At 64.8% G+C, this 16,065-nt stretch carries 16 protein-coding genes; 2 read left to right on the forward strand and 14 right to left on the reverse strand.

Features of this window, described 5'->3' with window-relative positions; translation table 11 throughout:
* Positions 1 to 47: 47 nt before the first annotated feature.
* Complete coding sequence (locus AXW67_RS22360; protein WP_201723621.1) at positions 48 to 1,415, forward strand: IS30 family transposase; 1,368 nt, start codon at positions 48 to 50, stop codon at positions 1,413 to 1,415.
* 64 nt (positions 1,416 to 1,479) lie between these two features.
* Here AXW67_RS22360 and AXW67_RS22365 read toward each other — a convergent pair whose 3' ends face one another.
* Both AXW67_RS22365 and AXW67_RS22370 read right to left on the reverse strand, forming a co-directional pair.
* Positions 1,480 to 2,874, reverse strand: a complete 1,395-nt coding sequence (locus AXW67_RS22365; RefSeq protein WP_063679593.1) for a LysM peptidoglycan-binding domain-containing M23 family metallopeptidase — start codon at positions 2,872 to 2,874, stop codon at positions 1,480 to 1,482.
* 109 nt (positions 2,875 to 2,983) lie between these two features.
* Positions 2,984 to 3,634: a protein-L-isoaspartate(D-aspartate) O-methyltransferase gene (locus tag AXW67_RS22370; protein ID WP_027550792.1), complete on the reverse strand. Its 651-nt coding sequence runs from the start codon at positions 3,632 to 3,634 to the stop codon at positions 2,984 to 2,986.
* Between the two features lie 232 nt (positions 3,635 to 3,866).
* On the opposite strand from AXW67_RS22370, the gene AXW67_RS22375 reads away from it, so the two are divergent.
* Positions 3,867 to 4,238 (forward strand): response regulator, encoded by a 372-nt coding sequence (locus tag AXW67_RS22375; protein WP_063679594.1) that lies wholly within the window; start codon positions 3,867 to 3,869, stop codon positions 4,236 to 4,238.
* 3 nt (positions 4,239 to 4,241) lie between these two features.
* Here AXW67_RS22375 and surE read toward each other — a convergent pair whose 3' ends face one another.
* From surE to AXW67_RS22435, 12 genes are all read right to left on the reverse strand, one after another.
* Positions 4,242 to 5,009, reverse strand: coding sequence for a 5'/3'-nucleotidase SurE (surE, locus tag AXW67_RS22380; protein WP_027550790.1), 768 nt, complete (start codon positions 5,007 to 5,009; stop codon positions 4,242 to 4,244).
* A gap of 168 nt (positions 5,010 to 5,177) precedes the next feature.
* Positions 5,178 to 5,534, reverse strand: a complete 357-nt coding sequence (locus AXW67_RS22385) for a hypothetical protein (RefSeq protein ID WP_063679595.1) — start codon at positions 5,532 to 5,534, stop codon at positions 5,178 to 5,180.
* Positions 5,535 to 5,610: 76 nt separating this feature from the next.
* Positions 5,611 to 6,942, reverse strand: coding sequence for a serine--tRNA ligase (gene serS / locus AXW67_RS22390; RefSeq protein WP_063679596.1), 1,332 nt, complete (start codon positions 6,940 to 6,942; stop codon positions 5,611 to 5,613).
* 195 nt (positions 6,943 to 7,137) lie between these two features.
* Entirely contained in the window at positions 7,138 to 7,947 is an 810-nt protein-coding gene (tatC, locus tag AXW67_RS22395) for a twin-arginine translocase subunit TatC (protein WP_063679597.1), read from the reverse strand.
* The gene (tatB, locus tag AXW67_RS22400) at positions 7,944 to 8,489 is read right to left on the reverse strand and encodes a Sec-independent protein translocase protein TatB (protein ID WP_063679598.1); all 546 of its coding nucleotides are present in this window, start codon (positions 8,487 to 8,489) and stop codon (positions 7,944 to 7,946) included. The genes tatC and tatB overlap by 4 nt, the downstream gene beginning before the upstream one ends.
* An 85-nt stretch (positions 8,490 to 8,574) precedes the next feature.
* Positions 8,575 to 8,808 carry a twin-arginine translocase TatA/TatE family subunit gene (locus AXW67_RS22405; protein WP_011087519.1) on the reverse strand — a complete coding sequence of 78 codons (234 nt, stop codon included), beginning with the start codon at positions 8,806 to 8,808 and terminating at the stop codon, positions 8,575 to 8,577.
* A 166-nt stretch (positions 8,809 to 8,974) separates the two neighbouring features.
* Entirely contained in the window at positions 8,975 to 9,715 is a 741-nt protein-coding gene (scpB, locus tag AXW67_RS22410) for an SMC-Scp complex subunit ScpB (RefSeq protein WP_063679599.1), read from the reverse strand.
* 21 nt (positions 9,716 to 9,736) lie between these two features.
* Positions 9,737 to 10,576 (reverse strand): segregation and condensation protein A, encoded by an 840-nt coding sequence (locus AXW67_RS22415; protein WP_063679600.1) that lies wholly within the window; start codon positions 10,574 to 10,576, stop codon positions 9,737 to 9,739.
* A complete protein-coding gene (nagZ, locus tag AXW67_RS22420; RefSeq protein WP_063679601.1) occupies positions 10,573 to 11,601 on the reverse strand; it encodes a beta-N-acetylhexosaminidase in 1,029 nt (342 codons plus the stop codon). Before nagZ ends, AXW67_RS22415 begins: the two co-directional genes overlap by 4 nt.
* 46 nt (positions 11,602 to 11,647) lie before the next feature.
* Positions 11,648 to 13,267 carry an SPOR domain-containing protein gene (locus AXW67_RS22425; protein ID WP_063679676.1) on the reverse strand — a complete coding sequence of 540 codons (1,620 nt, stop codon included), beginning with the start codon at positions 13,265 to 13,267 and terminating at the stop codon, positions 11,648 to 11,650.
* Positions 13,268 to 13,406: 139 nt separating this feature from the next.
* The gene (gene argS, locus AXW67_RS22430; RefSeq protein WP_063679602.1) at positions 13,407 to 15,197 is read right to left on the reverse strand and encodes an arginine--tRNA ligase; all 1,791 of its coding nucleotides are present in this window, start codon (positions 15,195 to 15,197) and stop codon (positions 13,407 to 13,409) included.
* 9 nt (positions 15,198 to 15,206) lie between these two features.
* A partial coding sequence (locus AXW67_RS22435; protein WP_245315672.1) for a deoxyguanosinetriphosphate triphosphohydrolase family protein occupies positions 15,207 to 16,065 on the reverse strand: 859 nt, incomplete at its 5' end.

The raw sequence follows: 16,065 nt of genomic DNA on the forward strand, positions 1-16,065 counted from the left end.
GGGCGGATTCAACCGCTCGTCGCAACACTCGAGCAAAAGAGGTTGCGATGGAGAAGCGTGTGCGGACAGATCGTCCCCGAGAGGTCCTACGAGAAGATTATAGACCGTTCTGGACTGCGATTGCCTTGGGGCGATCGAGCGGGGATGCTGCGGTTGAGGCCGGGGTGTCGCCGTCGGTCGGAGTACGCTGGTTCCGGAGGGCGGGCGGTATGCCGCCAACACATTTGTCGCGATCGTCCAAACCTCGGTCGGAGCGCTACCTGTCGTTCGCCGAACGTGAGGAGATTGCCATCTTGCGCGCGCAGGGGCATGGGGTGCGAGCCATCGCTCGTCAGCTCGGCCGGCCTCCATGCACGATCTCCCGTGAGCTCCGTCGCAATGTGGCGCGCCGCCATGGCGCTCCAGAGTACCGGGCGACCACGGCACAATGGCATGCTGATCAGTCCGCCCGACGGCCCAAGTTTGCGAAGTTGGCAATCAACCCGACCCTGCGGGATTATGTGCAGGACAGGCTTGCCGGTATGATCGCTAAGCCAGACGGGGCGCTCCTCGTTGGCCCGAAGGTCGTGTGGAAGGGCCGCCGGGCGGTGCATCGGCAAAACCGACGCTGGGCGACGGCATGGAGCCCGGAACAGATTTCTCGGCGACTTCGGCTCGACTTTCCCGAGGATGAGACGATGCGCATCAGTCACGAGGCAATTTATCAGGCCCTTTATGTGCAGGGTCGAGGAGCTTTGCGCCGTGAACTGACGGCCTGCTTGCGCACTGGGCGGGCCTTGCGGATGCCGAGGGCGCGCGCCCGCAAAGGCAGAAGCTTCATTCCTTCCGAGATCATGATCAGTCAACGTCCGGCGGAAGCTGCCGATCGAGCTGTGCCGGGTCACTGGGAAGGTGACCTCATCATGGGCCTCGGTAGTTCCGCGATCGGCACTTTGGTGGAGCGCACGAGCCGTTTTACCATTCTGCTGCATTTGCCGCGCATGACCGGTCAGGAACAGGATGCTCGCGTGAAGAATGGACCTGCACTCGCCGGACATGGCGCTGAGGCGGTGCGAGACGCCATCACCCGCGCAATCTTCACCATGCCCGAGCGACTGCGGCGGTCTCTAACCTGGGATCAAGGAGCTGAGCTGGCTCAGCACGCGCGTCTGAAGATCGATGCAGGCGTGCAGGTCTACTTTTGCGACCCTCACAGCCCGTGGCAGCGCGGCACCAACGAGAACACGAATGGGTTGCTGCGCCAGTACTTTCCAAAGGGGACGGATCTCAGCATGCACGATGCCGATGATCTGGAGGCCGTGGCTCTTGCACTCAACACAAGGCCCCGCAAAACCCTCGGCTGGAAAACACCGGCAGAAACCCTCGACGAATTGCTCCGAGTGAGCGATACACGGAGTGTTGCGACGAGCGGTTGAATCCGCCCTGCGTCGGCCGGTCAAGCCGGGCGACGACTGCTTCAGTGCGGATGCTACGTAGGCCTCACGCCCCGTTCAGGAATTGAAGCGGGTCAACCGGACTAGATCCCTTGCGGATCTCGAAGTGGAGCTGCGGCGACGCCACTTCCCCGGATTGACCCGACTTGGCAATGACCTGGCCGCGCTTGATGGTATCGCCGCGCTTCACCAATAGCTCACTCGCATGGGCATATGCGGTGACGTAGCCGTTGGAATGCCGAACCAGAACCAAATTGCCATAACCCTTCAGCTCGTTGCCGGAGTAGGCAACGACGCCGTCTTCCGCCGCCTTGACCGGCGTGCCTTCGGGCACCGCGAGGTTGATGCCATCATTGGACTTGCCGTTGGTCTTGGCGCCGTACGTCGTGATCACTTTGCCACGCACCGGCCAGCGGAAGGTCGGCAGCGCGCCAGTGGCGTCCGCGGCCTTCGCCGGCGCCTCGGTGGGCTTCTCTTCGATGTTGCCGGTCGGCTGAGCCAGGCGAGCGCTCTGCATTGGCGCCGCGGCAGCGACCCTGGTGACCGGTGCTGGCGCAACCGCCGCGGGCTGAGCGACGGCGACCGGTGCCGGCGCAACCAGCGCCGGGACGGGAGCTGCGGGCGCAGCGAGCGCGGCGGTCTTGGCGCCGGGCACGGTCAGCTTGGTGCCGAGCTTGAGCTTGGCGGACGGCTCGAGGCTGTTGGCCCGGGCAAGCTCGGTGGCGGAGATGTGATTCTTGCGGGCGATGCTGGCGAGCGTATCACCGCGATTGACGAAGTGGATGCTCGGCGGCGCGGCGACGGCAACCGGCTTGGTCGCCGGCGCCATCGCGGGAGCAGCGGCGACGGGAGCCAGAGCCGGCGCAGGTGCAGCAGCCGTTGCACCCGGACGCGGAATGATCAGCTGTTGGCCGGGCGACAGCGCGCGCGGCCCCTTGTAACCGTTGGCGGCGAGGATCGCCTGCGGCGTGACGTGGTAGCGTTTGGCGAGCACGTCGAGCGTGTCGCTGGTGCCGACGATGATCTTGGTCCCGCCGGCCGGCTGAGCGGCCGCGACCGAGCGCGACGGCACGGTGGCCGTGGTCTCGAGATGCGGCTGGGACGGCGGCGCATAGGAACTCACACCGCGCCCGCCTCCGGACACGCCCCCACCCGAAACCGGATAGGATTGCGGCGCAGCAACCGCCGGCGGCGGCAAGGGCTGCGACTGGTAGTAGCCCGGCTGGGTCTGCGGCCGCGCATATTGCGGCAGCTCACGCTGCGGCGGCGGTGCCTGCTGCACCGAACCGGTCGAGTCGGAGGCGAAAGGATTGGAGAAATTCGACTGGGAGAGGCGCGACGACATGTCGGCACTGCACCCCGCGAAACCGAACGAGATCAGCGCCAGTACCGCGACCTGCGGCACGCGGCGCGAGTAAAGCAACTCGGCGACAGCGGACATGGTTACTCACTCGTACGCAACTGAACTGGTCTTTTAAGTAAACACGCGCCGAGTAAATAACGGCTTAACCCTCCCAATAAGGTGTTGGCAGCACAACCGATCCGGGAATCTACAGCTCCCGAGCCACGCCCGGCAGCGCCGGCACGAACCGGACATCGACGAGTTCCTTGCGCTCGATGCCCGCTTCACCGCGGGTCAGACGGATCAGCGTCTGCACGCCCTGATGCGGTCCGACCGGCGCAATCAGGATCCCCCCGACCTCGAGTCGCTCGATCAGGTTCTCCGGAATCTGCTCCATCGCCGCCGTCACGATGATGCGGTCGAACGGGCCGATATTGGCGGGCAGGTTGAGGCCGTCGCCCAGCATCACCTCGACATTGTGACAGCCGAGCTTCTCGAGCCGGCCGCGCGCGGCATCGGCGAGCCTGCGGTAGCGCTCGACCGTCAGCACCTGGCCGGCAAGCCGCGATAGCACGGCAGCCTGGTAGCCGGAGCCGGCGCCGATCTCGAGCACGCGGTGCTGCTTCTTCAGCTGCAGCTGTTCGGTCATGTAGGCGACGACGAAGGGCTGGCTGATGGTCTGTCCGCAGGCGATCGGCAGCGCGCTGTCGCGGTAGGCGTCCTCGCGATCGACCTCATCGACGAACAACTCGCGCGGCACCTCCTCCATGGTGCGCAGCACTGCCTGGTCGCTGATGCCCCGACGTCGCAGCGTGAGCTGAAACATCATCTTTTCCGGCGGCTGCTGATGGGAGGCCATTTGCCTGTGTTCGTCTCTTGGAGTTCAGGTCGATGTGATGGGTGTGCAGGCGCGGCAGATTCTTGTTCCGGCTCAGGAACTCATGATAACCTTTTGGCGCAGTGTTTGACCACATTTGGCTAGCAAACGGATCAACTGCCGTCGTCATTTGCAGGTTTCCGTAAGCCGAAACGCGCATTGCGCCGCATGGCGTTATCTGCGAACGTTTATGCGAATGGGCAAGGACTCACTTATGACTGCGGGAAGGCTGTCGGGCCGTTCTGTATTCCTCGTGGAAGACGAGGTCATGATCAGGATGATGGTCGCGGATATGCTGGAAGAGCTTGGTTACAAGGTCGCGGCTGAGGCCGGCGACATCACCGAAGCGATGCGGCTTGCCCAATCGACCGAGTTCGACCTCGCCATCCTCGACGTCAACGTCAACGGCAAGGTGATCTCGCCGGTCGCCGATCTGATCAAGGCCAAGGGCTGCCCCTTCATCTTCGCGACCGGATATGGCTCGTCGGGACTGCCCGAGCAATATCGCGACCGGCCGGCGCTGCAGAAGCCGTTTCAGCTCGACGCGCTCGGCAAGACCATCGAAGCGGCGCTTCGCGCCGGCTAGCTCCTATTTCAGGATTCCATCGAGCGCTTCGGAAAATGCTTCGTCCGTGCGGTCGAGCCTGAGCGGCGTGACCGAGACGTAACGATCCCGCAGCGCGGCGAGATCGGTACCTTCGGCGGGCGTGTCCAGCATCGCGGTGCGCTCGAAGCCGATCCAGAAATAAGGATTGCCGCGGCCATCCCTGCGCTCGTCGATCCTGAGAAAGCCGAGATTGCGCTTGCCTTGCCGCGTCACCCGGATGCCGAGAACGTCCTCCGGCGCACAGGACGGGAAGTTGACGTTGATCACCGTATCCTTCGGGATTCCTGCGGCAATCACCTTGCGCAGGATGTCGGGCCCGAATTTGCGCGCGGTGTCCCACGGCGGGCGCTCGCGCGTCTCGATGCTGAATTCCTGCGACAGCGCGAACGACGGCAGGCCCAGGATGGTGCCTTCCAGCGCGCCGGCAATGGTGCCGGAATAGACCACGTCCTCGGCGACGTTGCGGCCCTTGTTGACGCCCGACAGCACGACGTCGGGCAGCTTGGCGCCCAGGATATGGCGCGCGCCCATGATGACGCAGTCGGTCGGGGTGCCGCGCACGGCGAAGTGCTGCGGTCCGACCTCGCGCAGGCGCAAAGGATCGTTCAAGGACAGCGAATGCGACACGCCGGACTGGTCGAGCTCGGGAGCCACGACCCAGACATCGTCGGACAGCGCTCGCGCGATCTCCTCCACGACCTTGAGGCCGGGGGCGTGGATACCGTCGTCATTGGTGCAGAGGATTCGCATGCCGAAGATCGTTTCCAGGGATTGGGTGGGGCCGTCTTATCCGGCTATGGCCGATCAGGCAAACCGGGCGGCTTGCGGGATTTCAGCCGCCGGGACGGCTCTGGATCCGGGAACCACCATCCGCTGTTTTTCCCGGGCAGGAGTTCTGCCCAAACCGGCCATGCCCGACTAGCGTCGGATGCGCCATTGCGGCAGGAAGCGCGCAAGCCTGCCTTCGGCCCGCAATTTCATCGCCGGCACGAACGGGCTCGCGGCCGGCGCCGCGTCGAGCACATCCGGTTGCGCGATGATGGGGGCCGCCGGCGGCTCTTGCGGATAGCGTCCGCGTGCCACCGTCACCGCCTTGTCAAAATCCTCGGCATTGACACCAGGCCTGGTTCGCCGGTTTTGGATGAGATCGTCGTCCCAGAGCCGCGCGATCTCGATATCCAGCACGCCGCGCAGCCGCTGGTCGACGGCCTGGATGCCGAATCCGGTCACCGCCCATTGTCTGCCGACCCAGAAGATATCGCGATGCAAGGCCATGGACGGGACGTTTCGAGCTCTAGGGCTGCCGTCAGGATAACCGGCCGCCCAATCTTCGCAACCCGCGATCGGCGCGCTACTCGCGCGCGACCACCTTCACCCCGCCCATATAGGGCTGAAGCACGTCGGGCACGGCGATCGAGCCGTCCTCCTGCTGATAGGTCTCCATCACCGCGATCAACGCGCGGCCGACCGCGGTGCCGGAGCCGTTCAGCGAGTGCACAAAGCGCGGCTTGCCATCGGGGCCGCGCGAGCGCGCATCCATGCGCCGCGCCTGGAAGTCGCCGCAGACCGAGCAGCTCGATATCTCGCGGAACATGCCACCTTCGCCCTGCCCGGGCATCCAGACCTCGATGTCATAGGTTTTTTGCGCGGAGAAACCCATATCCCCTGCACAGAGCGTCATCACGCGGTAATGCAGGTCGAGGCGGCGTAACACCTCCTCGGCACATGCAAGCATCCGCTCCAGCTCGTCCTTGCTGGCCTCCGGCGTCGTGATCGACACCAGCTCGACCTTGGTGAACTGGTGTTGGCGGATCATGCCGCGCGTATCGCGTCCGGCAGCGCCCGCCTCGGCGCGGAAGCACGGAGTCAGCGCGGTGAGCCGCATCGGTAACTGCTTCTCGTCGAGGATTGATTCACGCGCGAGGTTGGTGAGCGACACTTCCGCCGTCGGGATCAGGCCGAGCCGCTCGGTCCGCAGCCGCTCCTGATCGGGCGCGGCGAGCAGTTCGCCCTTGATCGCCCAGAACTGATCGTCCTCGAATTTCGGCAGCTGCCCGGTGCCGAACATGACCTCGTTGCGCACCAGCAGCGGCGGGTTGATCTCGGTGTAGCCGTGCTCGGTCGTGTGCAGATCGAGCATGAACTGGCCGATCGCGCGCTCCAGCCGCGCCAGCCCCTTCTTCAGCACGACGAAGCGCGCGCCGGAGAGTTTGGCCGCCGCCTCGAAATCCATGTAGCCGAGCGCGCTGCCGAGATCGTCGTGCAGCTTGGGCGCGAAGCTGTAATTGCGCTTGTCGCCGAAGACATGGTGCTGCACGTTGCCGTGCTCGTCGACGCCATCGGGCACTTCATCGAGCGGAATGTTCGGGATCGCGGAGAGCTCCTTCGCAAGCTCCTCGTCGGCGGCCTTCGCAGCGGCCTCGAGCTGCGGCATCGTCGTCTTCAACTCCGCCACCTCGGCCATCAGCTTGGCCGCGCGCGCCTCGTCCTTCGCCTTCTTGGCGTCTCCGATTTCCTTGGAGGCGGCATTGCGCCGCGCCTGCGCCTGCTCGGAAGCCAGGATCGCCGCCCGCCGCTTTTCGTCGATCGCGAGCAGCGACGCCGACAACGGCTTCAGACCCCGCCGTGCAAGACCGGCGTCGAAAGCTTGCGGATTGTCGCGGATCGATTTGATGTCGTGCATGGCCGAGGGTCCTGGATGAGCGCGCAACAGCCAACGCTTGTGCTGGAAGCTTGCGCCGCGCTTCCCACTACCACAGGCGTCATCGCCCGCGAAAGCGGGCGATCCAGTATTCCAGAGACGCGGGTGATTCCTCGATAGCAGCGGCGTACTGGATTCCCCGCTTTCGCGGGAAATGACACCGGCGGGTACGGCGCCCTACTCCGCCGGATTGGCGCTCGACGAGGCGCCGCCGCCGGAGGCCTGCGAGGCGGCCGCCTTCTTCTCCACCATCGCCACCGCGATGATCGAGCCCTCATAGAGGGCCAGCAAGGGAATGGCGAGCGAGCACTGGCTGAGCACGTCGGGCGGCGTCAGCACCGCCGCTATGATGAAGGCGATGACGATGAAATAGCGGCGCTTCTCGCGCAGCATTTTTGCCGTGATGATGCCGATGCGGCCGAGCAGCGTCAGGATCACGGGCAGCTGGAAGGCGATGCCGAAGGCGAAGATCAGCGACATCATGAGCGACAGATATTCGCCGACCTTGGGCAACAGCGCGATCTGCGCGGTCTCCTCGCCGCCCGACTGCTGCATGCCCAGCGAGAAGCGGATCAGCATCGGCAGCACGACGAAATAGACCAGCATCGCACCCAGCACGAAGAAGAACGGGGTGGCGACCAGATATGGCAGGAAGGCCTGCTTCTCGTGCTTGTAGAGGCCCGGCGCCACGAACTTGTAGATCTGCGTGGCAACGATCGGGAAGGAGATGAAGCCAGCGCCGAACAGCGCGAGCTTGAGCTGGGTGATGAAATATTCCAGCAGCGCCGTGTAGATGAATTTCGAGTTCTCCGGCCCCGCGACCCACACGAACGGCCAGACCAGCACGTTGTAGATCTGCTTGGCGAAGAAGAAACAGAAGATGAAGGCCACGCCGAAGCCGAGCAGCGCCTTGATCAGCCGCGAACGCAGCTCGATCAGGTGGTCCATCAGAGGGGCTTTGCTGGCCTCGATATCGGCGTCGCTCATGACGCTTTGGCGTCCTTGATCGCTTCGGATGGCGCGGTGTCCTGGGTGACGGGCGCCTGGTCAAGCTCGCGGGTGATGGCGAGCGGTTCGTTCACTGCCGCATGCGCCTCCGCTTCCACAAAGGTCTCGGGCGTCGGGGTTTCCGGTGTCGTTGGAATTGCCGGCGCTTCACTTGAAGTCGCCGACGCTTCGTTTGAAGTCGCGGGCGGTTCGACAGCGGTGGTGGCCAAGGTCTCGGCCGGCTTGTCGAGCGCGTCGACGCGCAGGGCGTCGCTGACGTCCTTCTGCAGCGAGGTCATCAAATTGTTGCCGGTGAAGCCGGAGGCGGCTTCCTTGACCTCATCGAAACTCTTCTTGAGGTCGGCCATCTCGGCCTCGCGCATCGCTTCCTGGAATTGCCCCTGGAATTCGGCGGCCATCTTGCGGGCCTTGCCCATCCACTGTCCGACCATGCGCAGCACGCCCGGCAGTTCTTTCGGGCCGATGGCGACGAGCGCTACGACCCCGATGAGGACCAGTTCACTCCAGCCGATGTCGAACATGAGGTCTTCCGTTCAGGCCAGCCGCAACCCGCCCAATCCTCTTCGCTCTGGGATCGGGACCGCTCGCGTCTGTCCAATCTTTGGCTCAGACGGCCTTGCTGCCGACGTCGGACCGTGCCGCGGTCGGCGCAGCATTGTGCTCAATGGACTTGGCCGGCTCCGGCTTGTCGGCGGGCTTGTCGTCGTCCTGCATGCCCTTCTTGAAAGCCTTGATGCCCTGCGCCACGTCACCCATCAGGTCCGAAATCTTGCCGCGGCCGAACAGCAGCAGGACCACTGCGATCACCAAGATCCAGTGCCAAATGCTAAGCGAACCCATCCTGCAACCCTCCAAACACGCATGGCCGGCGACCCGGCCGATCTTTACCGAAACCTAGGCTTCGCAGGTGTCAAAAACAAGGACCAAGGCAGCGCCAATTCGCTGTTGGCGCTACGCAATCTTGCTAGTGTTAACTGGTCGCAGGGGCCCGTAAAAGGCCGGGACGTCAGTCCTCGCTGCCGCCCTCGCCGCCACTTTCCGGCGTCTCCGGCTCGGGTGCAGGCGCCAGCGCCAAATCGAGATCCTCGCCCGGTTCCAGCGGATCTTCGTCCTCGCGCAATGCGGGATCGTCGGACGGATTCGGCACGCTGAAGCCGGTCGGCAGCCGTGAATCCAGAAGACCCGTGCCCTTCAGCTCTTCCAGGCCCGGCAGATCGCCGAGCTGTTCCAGGGTGAACTGCGACAGGAAGCCCTCAGTGGTTCCGAAGGTCAGCGGACGCCCCGGCGTCTTGCGCCGGCCGCGCGGCTTGATCCAACCGGTTTCGAGCAGCACGTCCAACGTGCCCTTCGAGGTCACGACACCACGGATTTCCTCGATCTCGGCGCGCGTCACCGGCTGGTGATAGGCGATGATCGCCAGCACCTCGATCGCGGCGCGCGACAGGCGACGCGTCTCGGTGCTTTCCCGCGTCATCAGCCAGGCGAGATCGCCGGCGGTGCGGAAGGTCCACTTGTTGGCGACGCGCACGAGGTTCACGCCGCGCGTTGCATATTCGGCCTGCAATTGGGCAAGCGCTTCCTTGACGTCGACTCCTTCCGGCATCCGCTTGGCCAGCGTCGCGGTATCCAGCGGTTCGCTCGATGCAAACAAGAGAGCTTCGAGAAGACGCAGCTCTTCGGGACGGGCCTGGGATTCGTTCTCCATCGGCTCCGCCTCTTCTATCCGCACTTCAGCCAGGCTTGCCATGGCAGCTTCTCCTTCTTGCACTTAACCGACCGGCGCATCAGGCGCAGGAGCTGCGTCCGGAACCGGCTTGTGGCGCCCCTTCCGGAAATAGATGGGCGCAAATGCCTCTTTCTGGTTCAATTCCAGCTGACCTTCCCGCACCAGTTCGAGCGCGGCGGCAAAGCTCGAGGCGAACACCGTCGCGCGCTGCGACGGATCCGCGACATGGCGGACCAGGAAGTCGTCGAGATTTCCCCAGTCGTCCGATTCAGTAATGCTGCCGACCAGCCGCTCCAGCGTGGCGCGGGCCTCGGCGAGCGACCACACCGTGCGCTTGGCGAGATGCACGCTCGCCAGCACGCGCGACTGGCGCTGCGAGGCATAGGCGGTGAGCAGGTCATACAGCGTGGCCGTGTATTTCGGATGCTTGACCTCGGCGATCTGCTCGGGCTCGCCGCGCGGGAAGATGTCGCGCAGCAATTGCTGCCTGTTCATCAGGCGGTTGGCGGCTTCGCGAATGGCTTCCAGGCGGCGCAGCCGGTTGGCGAGCGCGGTCGCCATCTCTTCAGCGCTCGGACCTTCCGCCGTCGGCGGCTCCGGCAACAGCAGGCGCGACTTCAGGAAGGCGAGCCATGCCGCCATCACGAGATAGTCGGCCGCGAGCTCCAGGCGGATCTTTCGCGCCGCTTCGATGAAGTGCAGGTACTGATCGGCCAATGCCAGGATCGAGATTTTGGCGAGATCGACCTTCTGCTGCCGCGCCAGTGCGAGCAGCAGGTCGAGCGGGCCCTCATAGCCCTCGACATCGACGACAAGCGCCGGCTCATCCTCGGCGAGCTCGGCGGGCCGCCCGGTTTCGAACGATAGGATTTCTGCGGTCATGCGGAAGCCGTGTTTGCCCGTGCGATCAATGCATCCAGTTCAGCGCGTGCGGCCGCCCGGTCGAACGGCTGCGGCGGCTTGCGCGCGGCGAGCGCAGCGTTCGCCCGCTCCAGCGCCCTGCCCTTGAGTTCAGGCGTTTGGCCAGCGACATCGCGCATCTCCTCGATGTTGCCGTTGCAGTGCAGAGCCATGTCGCAGCCGGCCGCGAAGATAGCCCGGGTTCGCTCGGTGATGCCTCCTGCCAGCGCGTTCATCGACACGTCATCACTCATTAACAAACCTTGGAACCCGATCAGGCCACGAATCACCTGAGCGATCATTGTCGCAGAAGTCGTCGCCGGATGGGCGGGGTCGAAGGCGCTAAACACAACATGTGCAGTCATGGCCATCGGCAGGTCCGCCAGCGGCTTGAAGGCGGCGAAATCGGTACGCTCCAGCTCATCCCTGGGCGTGTCGACCGTCGGCAGCTTCAAATGGCTGTCCGCGGTCGCCCGTCCGTGGCCGGGAATATGCTTGAGAACCGGCAGCACACCGCCCTGTTCCAGCCCGTCCGTGACCACCCGTGCGATCGCTGCAACCTTGCCGGGCTCGGTGCCGTAGGCGCGGTTGCCGATCACGGCATCGGCCCCCGGAACCGGCACGTCCGCAAGCGGCAGGCAGTCCACGGTGATGCCGAGATCGGCGAGATCAGCGGCGATGAGCCGGGCGCTGAGACGCGCGGCGGTCAGCCCAAGGGCCGAATCAGTGTCGTACAGGGCCGAGAAAACGGCGCCCGGCGGGTAGACCGGCCAGTGCGGCGGCCCCAACCGCTGCACCCTGCCCCCCTCCTGGTCGATCAGGATGGGGGCCTCAGGGGCACCCGCAATGTCGCGCAATTCACCAACCAGCGAAGCAACTTGCGCCGGATTATCGATGTTGCGTTTGAAGAGGATGAAGCCCCATGGGCGTTCACCACGGATAAACTCCCGCTCAGCGGCGGTCAGTTCCGTTCCGGATACGCCGGTAATGAAGGCCCGCGTGCTCATAAGGGCCGATTAACCCTACCCCGCTAGGGGGTCAAGGAAACCGCCGTTAATTCCTCTGGACGAGGCACTGCGGTCCACCGGCAGATTTCAGATTGTTGCAGGCCTGCACCGCTTCCTCCGCCGAACTGAACGGACCCGCGAAGGCGCGATAGACGACCCCCTTGCCCTTGTCGGTGAGATCAACCCGCTTGATCACAGGCGACCGGGAGCCCAGCACGCTGCCATACTTGCCCTGGAGCACGCGGTAGGAGGCCTGGGCGCTCTCCTCGCTCAGCTGCGAGGAGACCTGCACCAGATAGCCGCCGCCGGCGCTGCTCGCGGGCGCGATTTGGGTCGGGTTCGTTGCCGCCATCCGCTGTCCCGCTAGCGGCGCAGGCGGTTCGGAGGTTGCCTGCGGCGCCAGCGACATCGGCTGATTGGCGCTGGCATTGGCCGAGGTCGGCGGATTGTGGGATGGGGCCGGCGCAGCGGGTGCCGCGACGGGCTTGGGCGGCGTCGTGGGCTTCGCGGCAGCCGCCGCGGTTTGCGGCGTTGTGCTGTCGGTCTGATCGCCCTTCACGGCGAGCGTCCTGATCCGGCGTGGCTCGTTATTCGGCAGCGTGCCGTTGCTGGCCATCTGCCCCGCGTTCGGTGGCGGCGGCGTAGACGGCGAGACGCTCGCAACCGGCGGCGGATTTGCATTCTGGTTCAGCGGCGGAAACACGACGCGCGGACCGCCCGACTTGGCGTTGAGGTCGACGGGGGCCTCCTCGCGCGGCACGATCTTCTCGGCACCGTCACCGCTCACCATGCGATCCGGCACCTTGGCCGAGGAATCGGTCGGCGCCGGCACGACCTTCGTCGGCGAGTTGTCGGCCCTGATGATCGGCGGCTCGCCGCTGCGCGGCGATCCCACGTAGTTCTTGTAGGCGAATGCGGCGCCGGTGCCGATCACGGCGAGCGCCAGGATCGCAGCGACCGTCATCATACCACCGCGCTGCTTCTTGGGCTCGTCGAGATCCGCTTCGGGATAGTCGCTCTTGAACGCGTAGGGATCGTCCGGATAGGCCGGCTCGCGCTGGAAATCCTCGTGGCCAGCCTCGAGCCGTCCGTAAAGCGCTTCATCGTAGCGCGACGGATCGGGCTGCTGGTGCGGGTCCTGATAGGCTTGATCCTGGTAGGCCTGCTCTTGGTAGGCCTGCTCTTGGTAGGCCTGCTCCTGGTAAGCGTGATCCTGATACGTCGTCTGGCCCTGATGGGCCTGCGGCTGATGAAAGTGAGGTTCGGGCTGTGCCGGCGCCGCCGAGTAGCGATGCAGAGGATGCACGGGATTCACGGTCACGGGATAATCGGGCTCCGGCGCGGGAGCCGGCTGCGGCTGCACATTGGCGCGGCGCATCCATGATGGCGGCCCCGGTGGAGGCGGCGGCGGTGCGGGCTCCTCGTAGCCCTGCTGATAGTTGTTCTGCGGATAATCGTCTTCCGGATAGTGCTGGGCCGGCTCCTGAAACGCTGCGGGCGCAGGCGCTGCCTGCCGCGCGCTGGGCTGGCTCTGCGCTGCGAACGGATCGGTCTGCCCGATCAGGCGGGCGAGTTCGGCCAGGGGATCGGATTCCGCCCGCCCATGCTGGTCGCCGCGACCATAATCATCGGAAGGAAACGGTCTTTGCTGATATCGATCGGCCATCGTGATGATGCGTCCCTTCGGGAAAGCCGCGCGCCCCTCGACCAAGACACGGCTTTCGACCCACAAGGCTTTGAACCAAGTCTAAGCGATCCGGCTTCTGCCGGTTACCCCGAATTCCCATTAAGTAGTTCGCCCCAAACTACCGCATCTCGTCCGGGGCATGGACGCCGAGGATGGCGAGGCCCGATGCCAGGACCGAGACGACGCCCTGGACCATCGCCAGCCGCGCCTTTGTAAGCTGTGCATCATTATTGATAATGAAGCGTAAATAGGGCAGATCGCGCCCCTTCGTCCAAAGCGCGTGAAATTCGCTGGCTAAATCATAGAGATAGAAGGCAATTCGGTGCGGCTCATGGGCCGCGGCGGCCCCTTCCAGCATCCGCGGATAAATTGCGAGCCGCTTGAGCAGGTCGAGCTCAGCCGTATCAGACAACCGCTCGAGCGACGAGTCGCTGAGCCAGGCGATACGCTTCTCCGCATCCTCGGGGAGTTCCGGGAATACTTCCGCCCGCGCGTTCCGGAAAATCGAGTGACCGCGGGCGTGGCCGTACTGGACGTAGAACACCGGATTGTCGCGCGACTGCTCCATGACCTTGGCGAGGTCGAAATCCAGCACCGCGTCGTTCTTGCGGTAGAGCATCATGAAGCGGACGGCGTCCTGGCCGACCTCATCCACCACCTCACGCAAGGTGACGAAGTCCCCGGACCGCTTGGACATTTTCACCGGCTCGCCATCGCGCAGGAGCTTGACGAGCTGGACGATCTTGACGTCGAGCGAGCCCTTGCCGGAGGTCGTCGCCCTCACCGCCGCCTGCATGCGCTTGATGTAGCCGCCATGGTCGGCGCCCCACACGTCGATCATCTCGGCGAACCCGCGATCGAACTTGTTCTTGTGGTAGGCGATGTCGGAGGCGAAGTAGGTGTAGGAATTGTCCGACTTGATCAGCGGACGATCAACGTCGTCGCCGTAAGCCGTCGCTTTGAACAGCAGCTGCTCGCGGTCTTCCCAGTCCTCGACCGGCGCGCCCTTCGGCGGCGGAAGGCGGCCTTCATAGATGTCACCCTTGGCCCGCAGGAAATCGATAGTCGCGGCAACCTTGTTGTTGCCGTTCTCGATCAGCGAACGCTCGGAGAAAAATACGTCGTGGCGGATGTTGAGGGCGGCGAGATCGTCCTTGATCTCGTCCATCATCATCGCGATCGCCTTGGCGCGCACCGTCGGCAGCCATTCGGCCTCGCTCATCGCGAGCAGCTTGTCGCCGTGCTCCTTCGCGAGCGCAGCGCCGACGGGCTTCAGATAGTCGCCCGGATAGAGCCCATCCGGGATCGCGCCGATGTTCTCGCCCAGCGCCTCGCGATACCTGAGGAAGGCGGAGCGCGCGAGCACATCGACCTGCGCGCCGGCATCGTTGATGTAGTATTCGCGCGAGACGTCGTGGCCGGCGAACTGGAGCAGGCTCGCCAGCGCGTCGCCGAACACGGCGCCGCGGCAATGCCCGACATGCATCGGCCCGGTTGGATTGGCCGAGACATATTCGACATTGACCTTGGAGCCGCCGCGAACGCGGCCGTAATCGGCGCCCTCGCGCAGCACGGTCCGCAGCGCCTCGGCCCAGGCGGCGGGTTTCAGCGTCAGATTGATGAAGCCTGGACCGGCGACGTCGACCTTGGCGATCAGCGCATCCGCACGGAGCCGCTCGGCGATCTGCTCAGCGAGGTCGCGCGGCTTGGCCTTGGCTTCTTTCGCCAGCACCATGGCGGCGTTGGTCGCCATGTCGCCATGGGACGGGTCGCGCGGCGGCTCGACCACCACGCGCGAGAAATCGATACCCTCTGGCCAATTGGCTTCCGCCGCGAGCGCGCGGCAAGCGGCGTGCACGCGCGCGAGCACGTCGGCGAACAGGTGCAGAGATGAGGATGTGTCGGGCATGGGCGCCGCCTAACGCAAATCCGGGGTCGAGTCAAAAAGCCGCTGGTGCTCGGTCAGGGCGAAACGGTCGGTCATTCCGGCAATGAAATTGCCGATCCGGCGGGCCCGGTCGCCCTCGCCGTCGCCCTCCGCCCCCAGCAGCCACTCCGGCGGCAGCTCGGCCGGCGATGCCAGGTATTTCGCGAACAGGTCGAATAGGATCTGTTCCGCCTCCCCCATCACCCGCATCACCCGCTTGTGACGGTACATGTGCTGATAGAGGAACGCCTTGATGGCGGCCTCCTCCTCGGCCACAGCGACCGGGAATGCGATCAGTGCCCGGCTCTGCTGGCGCACGTCCTGAGCCGATTGCGGCTTGACCGCGGCGAGGTTCTTCTGAGCTTCCGCGAACACCGCGCCGATCAGATGCGAGATCAACTCGCGCACCAGCTCGGCGCCGCGCCTGACATCTTCGAGGGCGGGATAGTGCGCGGCCGTCTCGGCGATGATCGCGGCCGTGAGCGGCATCACCTTGAGATCATCGAGGTGAAAAAGGCCGGCGCGCAGGCCATCGTCGATGTCATGGGCGTCATAGGCGATGTCGTCGGCAATCGCCGCAACCTGCGCCTCCAGCGAGGCAAAGCTCCACAATTCGAGGTCATAGGTCTTGATATAGTCGGCAATGCCGACGGGAATGCCGTGCTCGCGATAGCGGCCAACCGGCGCGCCGCTGCGATCCGTCAGTGGGCCGTTGTGCTTGACGATGCCCTCCAGCGACTCCCAAGTGAGATTGAGCCCGTCGAACTCGGGATAGCGGTGCTCGATAGCCGCGACGACGCGAAGGGCCTGGGCGTTGTGATCGAACCCGCCAAAATCTTTCAGGCACGCG

The organism is Bradyrhizobium neotropicale (assembly GCF_001641695.1).
Classification (GTDB): domain Bacteria; phylum Pseudomonadota; class Alphaproteobacteria; order Rhizobiales; family Xanthobacteraceae; genus Bradyrhizobium; species Bradyrhizobium neotropicale.

Coding starts and splice junctions, on each gene's coding strand:
- tatB (WP_063679598.1), bottom strand. CDS start 8,489: ATGTTCGACATCGGCTGGAGTGAACTGGTCCTCATCGGGGTCGTAGCG.
- AXW67_RS22370 (WP_027550792.1), bottom strand. CDS start 3,634: ATGGCCTCCCATCAGCAGCCGCCGGAAAAGATGATGTTTCAGCTCACG.
- nagZ (WP_063679601.1), bottom strand. CDS start 11,601: ATGAGCACGCGGGCCTTCATTACCGGCGTATCCGGAACGGAACTGACC.
- AXW67_RS22360 (WP_201723621.1), top strand. CDS start 48: ATGGAGAAGCGTGTGCGGACAGATCGTCCCCGAGAGGTCCTACGAGAA.
- tatC (WP_063679597.1), bottom strand. CDS start 7,947: ATGAGCGACGCCGATATCGAGGCCAGCAAAGCCCCTCTGATGGACCAC.
- serS (WP_063679596.1), bottom strand. CDS start 6,942: ATGCACGACATCAAATCGATCCGCGACAATCCGCAAGCTTTCGACGCC.
- AXW67_RS22415 (WP_063679600.1), bottom strand. CDS start 10,576: ATGACCGCAGAAATCCTATCGTTCGAAACCGGGCGGCCCGCCGAGCTC.
- scpB (WP_063679599.1), bottom strand. CDS start 9,715: ATGGCAAGCCTGGCTGAAGTGCGGATAGAAGAGGCGGAGCCGATGGAG.
- AXW67_RS22375 (WP_063679594.1), top strand. CDS start 3,867: ATGACTGCGGGAAGGCTGTCGGGCCGTTCTGTATTCCTCGTGGAAGAC.
- AXW67_RS22365 (WP_063679593.1), bottom strand. CDS start 2,874: ATGTCCGCTGTCGCCGAGTTGCTTTACTCGCGCCGCGTGCCGCAGGTC.
- argS (WP_063679602.1), bottom strand. CDS start 15,197: ATGCCCGACACATCCTCATCTCTGCACCTGTTCGCCGACGTGCTCGCG.
- surE (WP_027550790.1), bottom strand. CDS start 5,009: ATGCGAATCCTCTGCACCAATGACGACGGTATCCACGCCCCCGGCCTC.
- AXW67_RS22405 (WP_011087519.1), bottom strand. CDS start 8,808: ATGGGTTCGCTTAGCATTTGGCACTGGATCTTGGTGATCGCAGTGGTC.
- AXW67_RS22385 (WP_063679595.1), bottom strand. CDS start 5,534: ATGGCCTTGCATCGCGATATCTTCTGGGTCGGCAGACAATGGGCGGTG.
- AXW67_RS22425 (WP_063679676.1), bottom strand. CDS start 13,267: ATGGCCGATCGATATCAGCAAAGACCGTTTCCTTCCGATGATTATGGT.